This is a genomic window from Citrobacter sp. CK191 (assembly GCF_030333435.1).
Taxonomy (GTDB): domain Bacteria; phylum Pseudomonadota; class Gammaproteobacteria; order Enterobacterales; family Enterobacteriaceae; genus Citrobacter_B; species Citrobacter_B koseri.
Window position 1 is genome coordinate 952,375 of the sequence record NZ_JAOWFX010000031.1, and the last position, 15,501, is coordinate 967,875.

Consider the following 15,501-nt stretch of genomic DNA (forward strand, 5'->3'; position numbering starts at 1 on the left):
CGTCTTATCCGGCATTTATTTGAGGGCGCATTCAGTGCGGCATGGATTTGCGGATAGCGGCGATCAGCGCCTGTGCGCCGGGAGAAAGCGGCGTGTCCACGCGGGTGAGGATGCCAATCGGTTCGCCAGCGCCCAGGGTGGGAATCGGCAGTGATACCAGCGTAGCCTGGCGCAGATCTTCTTTCACCGCGCCTGAAGGGACAAACCAGACGTAGTCATAATCAACGGTAAGCTGGCGAGACAGCGAGGCCGACAGCGTTTCGATGCAGCCAACGGGCATTTTGCAGCCCTGACTTTGTAGCAGACCTTCCGCATTCTGCCGGGGAGCGGTGCCTTTGGGCGACACAACCACCGGCCATTCCATCACACGGCTTAAGGTGACGGTTTCCTGTAACAGCGGGTGATTAGGGCGCACAACCAGCTTCAGCGACTCCAGAAACAGCAGCTCGTAATTCAGACCGCTCATCAATTCCGGGTCGGACATCCGGCCAATACCGAGGTCGATTTCCCCCGTTTTTAAGCCAGCGAGCAGCATCGGGTTATTCATGGTGGCGACCTGTAACGTCGTCTCTTTTTGCTGCTTATGGAACTGACCAATAACGGCCGGAAGGATACCCAACGCGGCGGTGGGCAATGCGCCAATGCGCACCACATCATTATTGAGGCTTTCTTTGCGATTCAACGCCTGGCCCGCGGTATTAAGCGCATCAAGCACTTTTACCGCATGGGTGAGGAACTGTTCGCCGGGCAGCGTTAACTGCGCGCCGAGGCGACCGCGCTCAAAAAGGCGGGTTCCGGTCAGTTGCTCCAGCTCGTTAAGCGTTTTAGAGAGTGCAGGTTGACTCAGGTTAAGGGTTTCAGCCGCGCGCCCCAGTGTTCCTTGTTGGGCGACAGCTACAAAAGTATGAAGATGGCGCAAACGGATGCGCTGACTAAACAAGCTATTTTTTTCCATAAGCGATGTTAAAAACAGAGCGGTGCCGGTGACAAGTAAAGTTATTGGTTTTTGATAACCTGATAGCAAAATATTATTAACATCTAACTCATTTTTTTTTACAGGAAGTTTGTTTTGCTTATGTTTTGTACGATTCACAGTGATGTGAGAATAATGACAATGCGTGACGCAGAAAGCGACAGGTCATAACGTGAGTTCATACTTGAAAGAGACATCAAGCGGGTTCACAATCCAGTGCAGGGTGATGGCGTTCCACCTTATTCCAACCGCCTCGTTTCAGTAGGCTGATGACGCCTGATATGACTCTTTATCACCAGGAGCGTGTCGGGCTGGTCAATACTCTTCCGGTTCCTCATGCTTTTTCCAACAGGAAACAACAATGATATATGTAATTGGTCACCTCAATCCTGATAGCGATGCTATCTGTACGGCCATGATGACGGCGCGCTGGCTGACGTTACGCGGGCAGGAGGCAGTGGCGTTCCGCACGGGGGAAGCCAACCGTGAGACGCAGTTTATTTTTGCGCAGGCGGGGTTGCCCATTCCTGAACGATTAAGCGTTCCGCTCACCGATCGGGACGTCTGGCTGGTTGATTTTACCGAACCAGCCCAGGGGCCGGATTCTTTAGCGCAGAGTAACGTTGTTGGCATTATTGACCATCACCGCTTAGGCGGGTTGATCACCCGACTGCCGCCGGAAGTGTGGGTAAAACCTGTTGGCAGTAGCGCGACATTACTGTGGCAACTGATGACGGATGCCATTCGAAAACAGCTTTCATCCGCAGAAGCGACGTTATTACTGGGCGCCGTTCTGAGTGACACTGTCACGCTTCGTTCGCCGACAACGACCCCGGATGACCGCCTTGCGGTGGAATCGCTCAGCCAGCTCGCCGGTTTGTCTCTTGAACGCTTTAGCCGCGATCTTCTGTACGCGAAAACCAGCGTGGAAGGGATGAACGCCAGCCAGCTTCTTCAGAAGGACATGAAAACCTTTACTGTCCACGGGCAGCGGGTTTGCGTGGCGCAGCTTGAGCTGTATGCGCTGGAGCAGGTTGATGCGATGATGGACGACCTGCGTGAGGAAATGGCGCGCTATGCTGCCGGGGCAGACGCGGCGCTGGTTGTTCTGATGCTCACGGATATCAATCTCGGTTATTCCCGCCTCTGGTTTGCCGGAGATGCCCAGCCGGACGTCCCGCACCCCTGCGAGGTGGAAGGGATGCTGAGCCGTAAGAAACAGATGCTCCCCTGGCTGGAACATCACCTGAATCCGCACAGGTGAGATCACACTTTGTAAATTCTTCCCACCAGAGTGAACGGCGTTTTCTACACTCCAGGTAATATTCACTGGAGGCATGACATTATGGCGAACACCATCGCGGCTGATGAGATTCGGGAACACTTTTCGCAGGCAATGTCAGCAATGTACCAGCAGGAAGTTCCACAGTACGGTACATTGCTGGAACTTGTCGCTGATGTGAATCTGACGGTACTGGAAAATAATCCCACGCTGCATGAAAAGCTGGCCAACGCGGATGAGCTGGCGCGGCTGAACGTTGAACGGCATGGCGCGATTCGGGTGGGTACGGCGCAGGAGCTTTCCACCTTGCGCCGAATGTTTGCGATTATGGGGATGTATCCCGTCAGTTATTACGACCTTTCTCAGGCGGGCGTTCCCGTTCATTCCACCGCCTTTCGCCCCATTGACGATGCGTCGCTTTCCCGCAACCCGTTTCGCGTATTCACCTCGCTATTACGGCTGGAGTTAATTGAGAACACGGCGCTGCGCCAACGCGCGGCGGATATTCTGGCGAAGCGCGATATCTTTACGCCGCGCTGTCGCGAACTTCTGGACGTCTTTGATGCGCAGGGCAATTTTACCGGGGCGCAGGCGCGGGAGTTTGTGCAGGAGGCGCTGGAGACTTTCCGCTGGCACCGGCACGCCACGGTGGACAGGGAAACGTATCAGGCATTACATAATGAACACCGTCTGATTGCTGACGTAGTGTGTTTTCCGGGGTGCCACATTAACCACCTGACGCCGCGCACGCTGGATATCGACAAAGTACAGTTGATGATGCCGGAATGCGGTATCGAACCCAAGATCCTGATTGAAGGGCCGCCGCGCCGTGAGGTGCCGATTCTGTTACGCCAGACCAGTTTCAAGGCGCTGGAAGAGTCGGTGCTGTTTGCCGGTGAAACGGAGGGCAGCCATACGGCACGTTTTGGTGAGATTGAACAGCGCGGCGTGGCGCTGACGCCTGAAGGACGGCGGTTGTACGATGCGTTACTGCATAAGGCGGGGACGGGCAAAGATAATCTTACGCATCAGCTGCATTTGCAGGCGGTCTTTAACGCTTTCCCGGACAGCGAATTTTTACTGCGCCAGCAGGGGCTCGCCTGGTTTCGCTACCGGTTAACGCCTGCCGGTGAATCGCACCGCCAGTCTATTCATCCGGGCGACGACCCACAGCCGCTGATTGAACGCGGTTGGGTGGTGGCACAACCCATTACCTATGAAGATTTTCTGCCAGTAAGCGCGGCCGGAATATTCCAGTCTAACCTGGGTAACGAAACCCAGGCGCGCAGCCACGGCAATGCCAGCCGCGACGCCTTTGAGCAGGCGTTGGGGTGCCCGGTATATGATGAGTTTGCGCTTTATCAGGCGGCGGAAGAACGCAGTAAACGGCGTTGCGGACTGCTCTGATCGCGGTATGCTGTCGGGATGTGAAGGAAAAGGAATGCGTCATGTTGAATCCCTCCATCCCGCTTGTCGAAACGCAACAGGGAAATGTCATGGGTGTCGTGCAAAACGATATCCACATCTGGCGCGGTATACCGTATGCCGCACCGCCTACGGGTCAGCTCCGCTGGCGGGCGCCACAGCCTGCCGCACCCTGGCAGGGCGAACGCCCTGCGAATACATTTTCATGCGCCAGCTGGCAGGATATTGAATATTGTCGCGAGCTTGGTGGGGGCGATCCAGGGCGTTTTTCTGAGGATTGCCTGTATCTGAACATCTGGGCGCCCGCGATGCGCCCGCAGCCGTTGCCGGTGATGGTCTGGCTGCATGGCGGCGGCTACACCATCGGCGCGGGAGGATTACCGCCTTACGACGGTTGTGCGCTGGCGAAGCGCGATGTCGTGGTAGTCACACTCAATTATCGTCTTGGTCACCTGGGATTTTTTGCTCATCCGGCCCTTGATGACGAGGACGGCGAATGCGTACATAACTTCGCCTTGCTCGATCAGATCGCGGCGCTACGCTGGGTGCAGGACAATATTGCCGCTTTCGGCGGCGATGCGCAGAATGTGACGCTGTTCGGCGAGTCCGCTGGCGCGCGTAGCGTCCTGTCGTTGATGGCGTCCCCACGGGCAAAGGGCCTGTTCCATAAAGCTATTATTCAGAGTGGTTATACGTTACCGGATACGCCGCGCGAGGTCGCGCTGCAAAAGGGCATCGAACTGGCGGCGCATTTTAATTTGCCGAACGCTACTGCTGAACAGTTGCGGGCGCTACCGGCGGAGGCATTCTGGCCGCTGGGCGCACCGTTGAAAATCGCGCCGACGCCGATTTCCGGCGATGCGGTATTGCCACAGCCGATGATGGAGACCTTCTTTGCCGGAAAGCAGCACCCAATGCCGGTTCTGGTTGGCTCCAACAGCGACGAAGCGAGCGTGATGGCAGTGTTTGGCGTTGATCTCGCCGGGCAGATCGCGAAATTGCGGCGCGAACGCCGACTGGGGTTAGGGCTGATCAGGCTGCTCTATCCCGGCGTGAAAGGCGATGAAGAACTGGGGCGTCAGGTCTGCCGCGATATGGCGTTCACCACGTTGGGTTATGTGGTGATGCAGGCGCAGCAGCGGGTAGGTGAACCGTGCTGGCGATACTGGTTTGACTATGTCGCGGAAACTGAACACACAACCTACGCCAACGGCGCCTGGCATGGAAATGAAGTGCCGTATGTCTTTGATACGCTGACGCTAGCGGAACCCGCGCGCAATTACGTGAATGACAACGATCTGGCGTTTGCCCGGCATATCGCCGATTACTGGGTTAATTTCGCCCGTCACGCCAGCCGGACCTGCGATGTTCTGCATGGTCCGGTGCGCTGGCCCGCCAGCGTTCAGGGGCGGGATCGCTTGTTACGCATCGGACTGAATAAATTTGCCGGTTTTAAAGTAGAGAACCGCTTTATGGGCGCGCGGATGGCGCTGTTCAAACGGGTGATGAAACATCACGTCAGTCTGGAATAATGGCGAGATGTCTGGCAGGTTGCGCTTTTCATAACCTGAAAGCGCGCCCATCTGTATTTACACGGTATTCAGTCTGTTCTTATCGACATAAAATATTTTGGCTTTTGTACAGATTATCGACAGCCAACAATTGGATTATTAATGAATTTTGTCTAGAGTGAGCGGTCAGAAACGTTGCACTTCTTGCCGCTGATAGAGACCAGCGCGGGACCATTCACACGACCAGAAGGACTCACTTTCAGGTATGGATCGTAGACGATTTATTAAAGGTTCAATGGCAATGGCCGCCGTGTGCGGTACGAGCGGTATTGCTTCACTCTTTTCCCGCGCCGCTTTCGCGGCAGAGTCTGATATTGCAGATGGTCAAACCGTCCGTTTTGACTTTTCCGTTCTGCAATCAATGGCGAACGATTTAGCGCAAAAGCCGTGGGGCGGCGAACCCCGGGCGTTACCTAATACGCTGGCGAATCTGACGCCGCAGGCCTACAACAGCATTCAGTACGATGCGGCGCACTCTCTGTGGAACAACATCGAAGGCCGCAAGCTGGATGTGCAATTTTTCCACGTAGGAATGGGCTTTCGTCGTCGCGTGCGTATGTTCTCGCTTGATGCCAGCACACATCAGGCGCGCGAAATTCATTTCCGCCCGGAACTGTTCAAATACAACGATGCCGGTGTCGATACCCGTCAACTGGAAGGGCAAACCGACCTTGGCTTCGCGGGCTTTCGCGCCTTTAAAGCGCCTGAACTGGCGCGTCGCGACATCGTCTCCTTCCTGGGGGCAAGCTACTTCCGCGCGGTGGATGACACTTATCAGTACGGGCTGTCCGCGCGAGGCCTGGCGATAGATACCTATACCGACAGCAAAGAAGAGTTCCCGGACTTCACCGCATTCTGGTTTGAGACGGCGAAACCGGGCGATACCACGTTTACCGTGTACGCGCTGCTGGATAGCCCAAGCGTCACTGGCGCCTATAAATTTGTGATCCACTGCGAAGAGAGTCAGGTGATCATGGATGTGGAAAACCACATCTATGCGCGTAAAGACATCAAGCAGCTGGGTATCGCGCCAATGACCAGCATGTTCAGCTGCGGCAACAATGAACGCCGGATGTGCGACACCATTCATCCGCAAATTCACGATTCTGACCGCCTGGCAATGTGGCTGGGCAATGGCGAATGGATCTGCCGTCCGCTGAATAACCCGCAGAAATTGCAGTTCAACGCCTATCTCGACAATAACCCGAAAGGGTTCGGCCTGCTGCAACTTGACCGTGACTTTTCCCACTATCAGGACATCATGGGCTGGTATAACAAACGCCCAAGCCTGTGGGTGGAGCCGCGTAACAAATGGGGGAAAGGGTCTATCGGTCTGATGGAAATCCCGACGACCGGTGAAACGCTCGATAACGTGGTGTGCTTCTGGCAGCCGGAAAAAGCGATCAAAGCGGGCGATGATCTGGCATTCAAATACCGTCTTTACTGGAGCGCGCAACCGCCGGTTCGCTCGCCGTTGGCGCGCGTGATGGCGACCCGTACCGGTATGGGCGGTTTCCCCGAAGGGTGGGCGCCGGGTGAACACTACCCTGAAAAATGGGCGCGCCGCTTTGCCATTGATTTTGTCGGCGGCGACCTGAAAGCCGCTGCGCCGAAGGGGATCGAGCCTGTCATTACGCTGTCTAACGGCGAAGCGAAACAGATTGAGATCCTCTACGTCGAACCGTTCGATGGTTATCGCATCCAGTTTGACTGGTATCCGACGTCAGATTCGACCGACCCGGTGGATATGCGTATGTTCCTGCGCTGCCAGGGGGACGCCATTAGCGAAACCTGGCTGTATCAGTATTTCCCGCCGGCGCCGGATAAGCGTCGCTACGTTGATGACCGCGTGATGCGTTAATCCGCTCTGTTGCCCCGAGCCGCCACACTGCTGGCGGCTCTTTTCTCCCGACGATTCCCGGCGCATTTTCTGCTCATTATTTAAACTCGATCCCGTTCGCATTATTCCTTATGTCAAATGCGTAAGCTGACGGTGTGTACTTCAGTACACGTTTTACAGCCACTAACAGGGAGTGCGTATGTTTCCAGAATACAGAGATCTGATTTCACGACTGAAAACCGAGAATCCTCGCTTTCTTTCCTTGTTCGAAAAACACAACACCCTTGATCATGAGATTGCCCGGCTGGAAGGTTCTGACGGCAGGGGATACAGTTTGGATATTGTTCGTCTGAAGAAAGAGAAACTCCATCTGAAGGAGGATCTGCTCAGAATATTGCAGAAAGAAAGTTTGAACGAGAGCTGATTCGTTGTAGGCACTGCGCAGTCTTTGTCCTGCTTAAAAGGGCTTCCTGACAGACAAGGAAGCCCTTCCTGTTTTCAGGTATGCGGACAAGTCTGTGATAAGCTAATAAATCCTGCTGTTGTCACCGTAAAGGATGGAGAAATGGCTGAAGTCATCACGATCAGCGAAACACTGGAACTGCGAGCGGTGGAAGAGTGCCATGTTACGCCGTTACATCAACTGGTGCTTAAAAACAAAGACTGGCTACAGGCATCGCTAAACTGGCCGCAGTTTGTCGCCAGCGAAGACGATACGCGCAAAAATGTGCAGGGTAATATGATGTTGCACCAGCGCGGCTACGCCAAAATGTTCCTTATCTTTCAGGAAGAGGAGGTGGTGGGCGTCATCTCGTTTAATCTGATAGAGCCGTTGAATAAAACCGCCTATATCGGTTACTGGCTGGATGAATCTCACCAGCGGCAGGGTATTATGTCGCGCGCGCTTCAGGCGTTTATCGGCCATTATGCCGGGCGCGGCGAGCTTCGACGCTTTGTGATTAAATGTCGGGTTGCGAACCAGGCGAGCAACCAGGTGGCGCGCCGCAATGGTTTTGAACTGGAAGGATGCCTGAAACAAGCGGAGTTTCTCAACGGGGAGTATCACGACGTCAACCTGTACGCCCGCATTATCGAGAACGCCTCAGAGTAACCCTGCCAACGGTGTTCGTGTAATATGCTGTTCACCGTTAACCACTTTTGGGCCACGCAAGTGGATGCTGTCGCCATCAAAGGTTTCGATCGTCGCCCGATCGGTGATTTCCACATGATGCTCAATCAGCACGTCCCCCAGAATGCGGGCATGGCCTTCGATCAGGATATGATCGTCAAGCAGGACAGGGCCGCCGCGTAGTTCGGCATGACCACCGACCAGAACGTGATGTTTCAATACGCAGTTACCTTCAACCGTCGCGTGTTCCGCCACCTGAGCACTGTAACGCAGCGTAGGGATGGCATCTTCCTCCGTTCCCGCAATAACGCGGGCGTGACCGTACACTTTGGCACAGTCGCAAAGCCAGACGTTATTCTCTTCATTTCCTTCGACGATCGCGAAATCAAACACTTCCGCGCGGTGTTCAATAAACGCCTGGGTGACTATCGCATCGCCGTAGATTTGCGCCTGATGCACAATGCGCGAGCTGCTGACGGTGGCGCGATCGTAGATTTGCAGCGTCAGGTCGCTTTCCTGAGTTAGGCCTTTTGCGGCGATAATCTCCGAATGGTGCAGAATACGAGCGTCGCCAGACAGATGACATTCACCGCGAACGACCGAATTCTGCACGGTGACGTTGTTGCTTATCCGGGTGCCGTGACTAATCTCGGCCAGATCAATCCAGACGTTATCACCGATTTGCACGCGATCTCTGATGATGCAGGCCTGGGTGATGCGGGCGTTGCCTGAAATCATCGCCCCGGCGAATGCGAGGGCATTCTCGTCGTAAATCCAGCAGTGTCCTTCTTGCGCCAGCACGCTTTCGTCGTCTACCCAGCCGCCAGCGGTTCCGGCTTTGACGTCGTTAAAGTCGGTAAGGGCAATGATCTGGCGTAGCAGGACGCTTTTCTTGTGGCCGTTATCCTGATAACTAAAGGCACGCGATTCTTCACTCAGGTGATATTTGCTCATGGGGAATTTCCCTTTGCTCGCTTAAGATAACCGTAGCAAATTTTTCAGCACTGGCTAAACAGGGCGAAATTCCATAAAATGCATTTAAAATATACTTTATAAATTAAACAAAATGAGTAAGAACAAGCAGAGCGACCGGGTGCTTAATCTTCCGGCTGGCTATTTTGGGATGGTACTGGGCACCATTGGCATGGGCTTCGCGTGGCGCTATGCCAGCCATATCTGGCCCGTCAGTCACTGGATTGGCGATGGCCTGGTGATCCTGGCAATGATCATCTGGAACTTGCTGACGCTTGCCTTTCTTAACCGTCTGCTGCGTTTTCCACAGAGCGTACTGGCGGAGGTACGGCATCCGGTAAAGAGCAGTTTTGTCAGCCTTTTTCCTGCGACCACGATGCTGGTGGCGATTGGTTTTGTCCCCTGGTGTCGTGGGTTAGCCGTGGGATTGTTCAGCATTGGCGTCGTGGTGCAACTGGCTTATGCCGCATGGCAAACGGCGGGACTCTGGCGCGGTTCGCATCCTGAAGAGGCGACAACGCCGGGGCTGTATCTGCCGACGGTAGCGAATAACTTTATTAGCGCGATGGCCTGCGGCGCGTTGGGTTACAACGACGCCGGGCTGGTCTTTTTAGGGGCTGGCGTATTCTCGTGGTTGAGTCTGGAACCCGTTATTTTGCAACGTTTGCGCAGTTCCGGTGAATTACCGGCGGTACTGCGCACATCGCTGGGCATTCAGTTGGCTCCGGCGTTAGTGGCCTGTAGCGCCTGGCTGAGCGTCAACGGCGGAGAAGGCGATACGCTGGCAAAAATGCTGTTTGGCTATGGCTTGCTGCAACTGCTTTTCATGCTGCGCCTGATGCCGTGGTATCTGTCGCAGCCGTTTAATGCCTCTTTCTGGAGCTTCTCGTTCGGCGTTTCAGCGCTGGCGACGACAGGGCTGCATTTAGGGCACGCCAGCGCGTCGGGATTTTTTCATACGCTGGCGATTCCGTTGTTTATTTTTACCAATTTTATCATAGCGTTATTGCTCGTACGCACGTTTGCGCTGCTGATGCAGGGGAAACTTCTCGTGCGCACAGAACGCGCCGCATTACTGAAATCTGAGGATAACTAATGACCCTTCGTGACGAAAATTACTTTACTGAAAAATACGATTTAACCCGCACGCACTCCGACGTCGTTGAGGCGGCAAAGGTGGTCGCGCCGGGTAAAACGTTGGATCTGGGCTGCGGAAATGGCCGTAATAGCCTCTATCTGGCGGCGAACGGCTATGACGTTACCGCCTGGGATAAGAATCCGATGAGCATCGCCAACGTTGAGCGCATCAAAGCGGCGGAAGGGCTGGAAAACCTGCAAGCAAAGGTGGTTGACCTTAACGCGTTAAGCTTCGAAGGCGACTACGATTTTATTCTCTCAACGGTCGTGATGATGTTCCTGGAAGCGAAAACCATTCCGGGGCTGATTGCCAATATGCAGCGCTGCACCAAACCGGGCGGGCATAACCTGATTGTGGCGGCAATGGATACGGAAGATTTCCCCTGCACCGTGGGTTTCCCGTTTGCGTTTAAAGAAGGGGAACTGCGCCGTTACTACGAAGGCTGGGAATTGCTGAAATACAACGAGGATGTGGGTGAACTTCACCGCACGGACGCCAACGGCAACCGCATCAAACTGCGTTTTGCGACGCTGCTGGCGCGTAAAAGCGCATAACGCAATTTTACGATAGAGTTGCAGGCCTGATACGGCCTGCAACTCGCCGTGTTGAATTTGTGCTGGCGATACCATTTATAGTCCATCCAGATTAGTTTCCTTTTGCTACTATTCCAATTGCATATCTGCAAAAACAAAAGGGATAGTTTCCATGCGTACTCATACTTTATTTAAAGTTGCAGTGCTTTCTGGCTTATTGGCTTTATCTGGCTGTGCGTCAAAAATTACTCAGCCGGATAAATATTCTGGGTTCTTAAAAGATTATTCAGGGCTGAAAGAAACAACCTCCGCAACGGGAAAACCGGTGCTCCGTTGGGTTGACTCCAGCTTTGATGAGTCTAAATATGACAGCATCGTCTGGAACCCGATAACCTACTATCCGGTGCCGAAACCCACAACGCAGGTCGGGCAGCAGGTTCTGGATAAATTACGAAGCTATACCGATACCCAACTGAAAACGGCCATTGAGAAACGTAAGCCTCTGGTGACGACCCCTGGGCCGCGTAGCCTGATTTTCCGCGGCGCGATAACCGGCGTTGATACCAGCAAAGAGGGGCTGCAATTCTATGAAGTGGTGCCGGTCGCCCTGGTGGTTGCGGGTACGCAGATGGCGACAGGCCATCGCACAATGGATACGCATCTTTACTTTGAAGGCGAGCTGATTGATGCCGCCACCAATAAACCGGTGGTGAAAGTGGTTCGTCAGGGCGAGGGTAAAGACCTGAGCAACGAAAATACGCCGATGGCGTTTGAAACGTTGAAAGAAGTGATTGATGACATGGCGACTGATGCCACCATGTTTGATGTCGGTAAAAAATAAGTTCACGCGCCATCTTCGGATGGCGCATTTTTTTATGCCGCCCGGCGACGGTAAATTAATTTACTCATTAACGCCTCTGGACGCGTGAACATCACCAGATTGCCAACCAGAATCAGCACTAATCCAACAACGGCATTCATTTGCCAGACGTAACCTTCGTAGAGTGTGGATATTGTCAGCGCCACCAGAGGAAACAGCAGCGTACTGTAGGCCGCGTTGCCGGGGCCGATGCGTCCCACCAGAGTAAAATACGCGCCAAACGCGATAACGGAACCGAATATTGCCAGATACAGCAGGGCGCCGAGGTAGCTCAACGTCCATTGCGGCGTGAAGTTATCGCCGCGTATACAGGCAATGGCGGCGATCAGCAGCGTGCCGTACAGCATCGCCCAGCTGTTGGTGGTCATGACTTCCAGACCTTTTCTCTGATGGCGCATGCTGATCATATTGCCCAAAGAGAAGCCAAACGTTCCCAGCGCGCTCAGACCAATCCCTAGTAACAGCGAGTGGTTCCAGCCGCTGTTGGCCAGATCCTGCCAGAACAACGTGATAATGCCTGTTAATCCCAGACCGGCAGCGTAATAAAAGCGTAGCGGCGGTTTATGTCCGAAGAACACAAAGCTGTTAACCGCATTGAACAGCACGGCCATTGAGAAAATGACGGACTCCAGCCCCGTATTGATCCAGGCGGCGGCGCTATAAAAACACCAGAAGTTAAAACAGAAGACGCATCCGCCCTGTAACAGGCAAAACAGATGGTCGCGCCCGGATAATTTACGTAATTTCCCGCTCGCCAGCAGGATGAGCATCATTAACGCGCTGGCGACGGCAAACCGCCAGAAAATGGACACCGGCGCCGATACCGGGCCTTGTTGCAGATAAATCGCAATCCAGGTGGTTCCCCAAATGACAACCACCAGACAGTATAATAATGCGTTCATAACACTCTCTTCTTTATCTTTATTATCCGAAGAAGGAATGTGACATGTAAAAAATGCGCGCGCTTGCACCGGTTTGCGGATGACTTGCAAAATCTTGCGCTTTTTTGCCGCTGTCTGAGCGGTGAGGGCTGGAAACGGATCGTGGCTGTTATAGACTGAGATTCTACTTATTACTGCTTTGTGATGTGATGGTATGTCTCAGTCTTATGATGCCTTTGAAAATTTACGCAAACATAATGCCGTGCTGCATGACTCGGTTGCGTTGCATTCGGGTGTCCAGCTGGCGGCATGGTCAAATAAACGTGACAACATTACGCAATATTGCGATCACCATACTCTCAGCCTGTATGTCGCTGACGGCTACGAGAGCTACCACAAAACGCCGGGCGGCTGGAAGAATGGCGGGGGGCCGGATCGCTTCTGTCTGATGCCAAAAGAGAGTGAGTCCGTCTGGGATATTCGCGACGACCTGTCGTTTGTCCATCTCTACTGTACAGATGCCCATCTGCGGGATGTTGGGGAAAAGGTCTGGGATAAAAGCCCGTACAGCTTTACCCTGGATGAGCGCACCTTTGGCAACGATCCGGGAATAACGGCGGTTTATCGCCAGTTCCTGCTGGGAAATGACTGGCAGCAACCGGCGAATCATATGACGCTCAGCGCCGCCTCGTCACTGCTGTTGACGCATCTGGTGCAGCATTACAGTAACGTGCAGTGGCGTCTCCCGACGGTTACTGGCGGGTTGGCGCCCGCCACGCTGCGCAATGTGCTGGCGTATATTGAAGCGCATCTTGCTGAGCCGCTGACGTTAAGCGATCTGGCACGCGAGGCGGCATTGAGCGAATTTCATTTCGCCAGAATGTTTCGCCAGTCGATGAACATGGCGCCGCACCAGTACGTGATGCAGCGGCGTATGGCGCTGGCGCAGCAATGGGTCTGCCATTCAACCCGTTCGCTGTCAGAGATCGCGATGGCCTGCGGATTCAGTTCGGCGAGCCATTTCAGCAATCGCTTTAAGCAGGTGACCGGTAAGACGCCATCGCAGTTACGCGCGGCGAGCAAACGATAGCACCCCGTAGCAGACGCCTCCGACTACCAGTCCCCAAAACGCAGAGCCAATGCCCAGCAGCGTCAGCCCGCTTGCGGTGACGAGAAAGGTCACGATAGCGGCATCACGCTCCGTTTCATTAAGCAATGCCTGGTACAAACTGCCGCTGATTGTTCCCAGCAGCGCCAGCCCGGCCAGCATCTGAATCCAGCTTACGGGCAGGACGGCCATCAGAGCGGTGACGGAACCGCCGAACAATCCCGCCAGCAGATAGAACCCGCCTGCGACAGCCGCAGCCAGCCAGCGACGCCCGGCGTCCGGGTGCGCTTCGGGACTCTGGCAAATGGCGGCGGTAATAGCGGCAATGCATATGGAGTAGACGCCAAAGGGAGATAAAACCAGCGCCAGCAGCCCTGTAAACACGATCAGCGGCGAAACCGGAAGGGAGTAACCGGAGGCTTTCATCGTGGCGATACCGGGCGCGTTTTGTGACGCCATTGTCACCAGAAATAGTGGAATGGCGACGCCGAGGCTATGAGCAAGCGAAAAATGGGGCGCGATAAACGCCGGTAGCACCGGGGAGAAGGTTATGCCAGACGTGACAATGTCACCTTTCATGCCCGCAACCAGAATACCGACAACCATTGCGGCGATAACCGCATAGCGCGGCGCCAGCACTTTCAGCGCTAACCACGCCAGCAGCATACTGCCGCACAGAAACAGCTCGCCATCCAGATGACCGAACGCCTGCAAACCAAAACGCAATAAAATACCGGCCAGCATCGCGGCGGCAAGAGAATGCGGAATCACCTGCATTAAGCGGGCAAACAACCCGGTTACGCCGCACAGAACGATTAACGCATTCGCGACAATAAATACGCCGATGGCCTCCGCAAGCGTGAGACCCTGCAAGCCGGTAACCAGTAACGCGGCGCCGGGCGTTGACCATGCCGTCAGCACCGGAGCACGATACCAGAGGGTTAACGCCAGCGTACTGACACCCATCGCGATGCCAAGCGCCGTCATCCATCCGGCAATTTGTCCGGTTGATGCGCCGGCGGCAATAGCGGCTTGCCAGATGATTGCCGCTGAGCTTGCATAGCCGACCAGGACCGCAACAAAACCAGACAACACGGTTGGCAGAGGAAGTGAAAATGACCGCATGATTGCCCCTTGTGCGTTATAACGGTCAAAAACTGTAGCATTGTGCGCTATAGCGCACAAGTGATAGACTGCGGCTTTACCGGAGGAGAAAAATGGACAACCTGACCCATTATCTGGCGACGACGCTGAAGGCGCTGCGCCAACAGCGAGAATGGAGTCTGTCGCGTCTGGCGGAAGCGACAGGGGTTTCAAAAGCAATGCTCGGCCAGATAGAGCGCAACGAATCCAGCCCGACGGTATCGACATTATGGAAGATTGCCACCGGTTTGAATGTCCCGTTTTCAACGTTTATCTCCCCGCCGGAAGCGGAGGATCTCCCGACCTTCGACCCGCAGCAACAGGCAATGGTGATCACGCCGCTGTTTCCGTGGGACCCGCAGCTCCGTTTTGACCATTTTTCAATATTGATGGCCCCGGGCGCGCTTAGCGAATCGACGCCGCATGAGGCAGGCGTCATCGAACATGTGGTGGTGATTCAGGGAACGCTGGATATGTGTATTGCCGGGGAATGGCGCACGCTCAAATCCGGCGAAGGCGTGCGTTTTGCGGGAGATGCCGCCCATGCGTATCGCAATAACAGCGACCAGACGGTTCACTTTCACTCCTTGATCCATTACCCACATAGTTAGACGGGAAAAGTATTC

15 protein-coding genes and 1 riboswitch are annotated in these 15,501 nt (G+C 54.5%); of the genes, 11 read left to right on the forward strand and 4 right to left on the reverse strand.

What is annotated here, in order from left to right; translation table 11 throughout:
* Window positions 1-31: 31 nt before the first annotated feature.
* Window positions 32-955 carry a LysR substrate-binding domain-containing protein gene (locus tag OGV82_RS16175; RefSeq protein WP_012132331.1) on the reverse strand — a complete coding sequence of 308 codons (924 nt, stop codon included), beginning with the start codon at window positions 953-955 and terminating at the stop codon, window positions 32-34.
* A gap of 231 nt (window positions 956-1,186) precedes the next feature.
* Window positions 1,187-1,259, forward strand: a riboswitch (Fluoride riboswitch).
* A gap of 75 nt (window positions 1,260-1,334) precedes the next feature.
* Here OGV82_RS16175 and OGV82_RS16180 point away from each other — a divergent pair.
* The 6 genes from OGV82_RS16180 (at window position 1,335) to rimL (ending at window position 8,202) form a co-directional block, all read left to right on the forward strand.
* Window positions 1,335-2,237, forward strand: a complete 903-nt coding sequence (locus OGV82_RS16180; protein WP_047463624.1) for a DHHA2 domain-containing protein — start codon at window positions 1,335-1,337, stop codon at window positions 2,235-2,237.
* Between the two features lie 81 nt (window positions 2,238-2,318).
* Entirely contained in the window at window positions 2,319-3,662 is a 1,344-nt protein-coding gene (hglS, locus tag OGV82_RS16185; RefSeq protein ID WP_047463626.1) for a 2-oxoadipate dioxygenase/decarboxylase HglS, read from the forward strand.
* 41 nt (window positions 3,663-3,703) lie between these two features.
* On the forward strand, window positions 3,704-5,212 hold the full coding sequence (locus OGV82_RS16190; RefSeq protein WP_047463628.1) for a carboxylesterase/lipase family protein: 1,509 nt from the start codon (window positions 3,704-3,706) through the stop codon (window positions 5,210-5,212).
* A 244-nt stretch (window positions 5,213-5,456) separates the two neighbouring features.
* Window positions 5,457-7,112: a glucan biosynthesis protein D gene (locus OGV82_RS16195; RefSeq protein WP_024130319.1), complete on the forward strand. Its 1,656-nt coding sequence runs from the start codon at window positions 5,457-5,459 to the stop codon at window positions 7,110-7,112.
* Between the two features lie 178 nt (window positions 7,113-7,290).
* Complete coding sequence (locus OGV82_RS16200) at window positions 7,291-7,515, forward strand: HP1242/YdcH family protein (RefSeq protein ID WP_012132337.1); 225 nt, start codon at window positions 7,291-7,293, stop codon at window positions 7,513-7,515.
* Window positions 7,516-7,656: 141 nt separating this feature from the next.
* Entirely contained in the window at window positions 7,657-8,202 is a 546-nt protein-coding gene (gene rimL / locus OGV82_RS16205; protein WP_012132338.1) for a 50S ribosomal protein L7/L12-serine acetyltransferase, read from the forward strand.
* On the opposite strand, the gene ydcK is transcribed toward rimL, so the two are convergent.
* Complete coding sequence (ydcK, locus tag OGV82_RS16210; RefSeq protein ID WP_047463631.1) at window positions 8,194-9,174, reverse strand: YdcK family protein; 981 nt, start codon at window positions 9,172-9,174, stop codon at window positions 8,194-8,196. The genes rimL and ydcK overlap by 9 nt on opposite strands.
* 112 nt (window positions 9,175-9,286) lie before the next feature.
* Here ydcK and tehA point away from each other — a divergent pair, with 112 nt between their 5' ends.
* From tehA to OGV82_RS16225, 3 genes are all read left to right on the forward strand, one after another.
* Window positions 9,287-10,288, forward strand: coding sequence for a dicarboxylate transporter/tellurite-resistance protein TehA (tehA, locus tag OGV82_RS16215; protein ID WP_047463633.1), 1,002 nt, complete (start codon window positions 9,287-9,289; stop codon window positions 10,286-10,288).
* On the forward strand, window positions 10,288-10,884 hold the full coding sequence (gene tehB / locus OGV82_RS16220) for a tellurite resistance methyltransferase TehB (protein WP_012132341.1): 597 nt from the start codon (window positions 10,288-10,290) through the stop codon (window positions 10,882-10,884). The genes tehA and tehB overlap by 1 nt, the downstream gene beginning before the upstream one ends.
* A 151-nt stretch (window positions 10,885-11,035) precedes the next feature.
* Window positions 11,036-11,704 carry a DUF3313 domain-containing protein gene (locus OGV82_RS16225; RefSeq protein ID WP_047463635.1) on the forward strand — a complete coding sequence of 223 codons (669 nt, stop codon included), beginning with the start codon at window positions 11,036-11,038 and terminating at the stop codon, window positions 11,702-11,704.
* 32 nt (window positions 11,705-11,736) lie between these two features.
* On the opposite strand, the gene OGV82_RS16230 is transcribed toward OGV82_RS16225, so the two are convergent.
* Complete coding sequence (locus OGV82_RS16230; protein ID WP_012132343.1) at window positions 11,737-12,645, reverse strand: DMT family transporter; 909 nt, start codon at window positions 12,643-12,645, stop codon at window positions 11,737-11,739.
* Window positions 12,646-12,838: 193 nt separating this feature from the next.
* On the opposite strand from OGV82_RS16230, the gene OGV82_RS16235 reads away from it, so the two are divergent.
* The gene (locus OGV82_RS16235; RefSeq protein WP_012132344.1) at window positions 12,839-13,714 is read left to right on the forward strand and encodes an AraC family transcriptional regulator; all 876 of its coding nucleotides are present in this window, start codon (window positions 12,839-12,841) and stop codon (window positions 13,712-13,714) included.
* On the opposite strand, the gene OGV82_RS16240 is transcribed toward OGV82_RS16235, so the two are convergent.
* Window positions 13,691-14,857 (reverse strand): benzoate/H(+) symporter BenE family transporter, encoded by a 1,167-nt coding sequence (locus tag OGV82_RS16240; protein WP_047463637.1) that lies wholly within the window; start codon window positions 14,855-14,857, stop codon window positions 13,691-13,693. The two genes, OGV82_RS16235 and OGV82_RS16240, sit on opposite strands and share 24 nt — an antisense overlap.
* Window positions 14,858-14,949: 92 nt before the next feature.
* Here OGV82_RS16240 and OGV82_RS16245 point away from each other — a divergent pair, with 92 nt between their 5' ends.
* On the forward strand, window positions 14,950-15,486 hold the full coding sequence (locus OGV82_RS16245) for a helix-turn-helix domain-containing protein (protein ID WP_012132346.1): 537 nt from the start codon (window positions 14,950-14,952) through the stop codon (window positions 15,484-15,486).
* Window positions 15,487-15,501: the final 15 nt, after the last annotated feature.

Excerpts from the sequence above, each read along its gene's own strand:
- OGV82_RS16190 (WP_047463628.1), top strand. The coding sequence starts at position 3,704 with ATGTTGAATCCCTCCATCCCGCTTGTCGAAACGCAACAGGGAAATGTC.
- OGV82_RS16225 (WP_047463635.1), top strand. The coding sequence starts at position 11,036 with ATGCGTACTCATACTTTATTTAAAGTTGCAGTGCTTTCTGGCTTATTG.
- OGV82_RS16240 (WP_047463637.1), bottom strand. The coding sequence starts at position 14,857 with ATGCGGTCATTTTCACTTCCTCTGCCAACCGTGTTGTCTGGTTTTGTT.
- rimL (WP_012132338.1), top strand. The coding sequence starts at position 7,657 with ATGGCTGAAGTCATCACGATCAGCGAAACACTGGAACTGCGAGCGGTG.
- tehB (WP_012132341.1), top strand. The coding sequence starts at position 10,288 with ATGACCCTTCGTGACGAAAATTACTTTACTGAAAAATACGATTTAACC.
- OGV82_RS16180 (WP_047463624.1), top strand. The coding sequence starts at position 1,335 with ATGATATATGTAATTGGTCACCTCAATCCTGATAGCGATGCTATCTGT.
- OGV82_RS16175 (WP_012132331.1), bottom strand. The coding sequence starts at position 955 with ATGGAAAAAAATAGCTTGTTTAGTCAGCGCATCCGTTTGCGCCATCTT.
- OGV82_RS16230 (WP_012132343.1), bottom strand. The coding sequence starts at position 12,645 with ATGAACGCATTATTATACTGTCTGGTGGTTGTCATTTGGGGAACCACC.
- OGV82_RS16235 (WP_012132344.1), top strand. The coding sequence starts at position 12,839 with ATGTCTCAGTCTTATGATGCCTTTGAAAATTTACGCAAACATAATGCC.
- tehA (WP_047463633.1), top strand. The coding sequence starts at position 9,287 with ATGAGTAAGAACAAGCAGAGCGACCGGGTGCTTAATCTTCCGGCTGGC.
- hglS (WP_047463626.1), top strand. The coding sequence starts at position 2,319 with ATGGCGAACACCATCGCGGCTGATGAGATTCGGGAACACTTTTCGCAG.
- OGV82_RS16195 (WP_024130319.1), top strand. The coding sequence starts at position 5,457 with ATGGATCGTAGACGATTTATTAAAGGTTCAATGGCAATGGCCGCCGTG.
- OGV82_RS16200 (WP_012132337.1), top strand. The coding sequence starts at position 7,291 with ATGTTTCCAGAATACAGAGATCTGATTTCACGACTGAAAACCGAGAAT.
- OGV82_RS16245 (WP_012132346.1), top strand. The coding sequence starts at position 14,950 with ATGGACAACCTGACCCATTATCTGGCGACGACGCTGAAGGCGCTGCGC.
- ydcK (WP_047463631.1), bottom strand. The coding sequence starts at position 9,174 with ATGAGCAAATATCACCTGAGTGAAGAATCGCGTGCCTTTAGTTATCAG.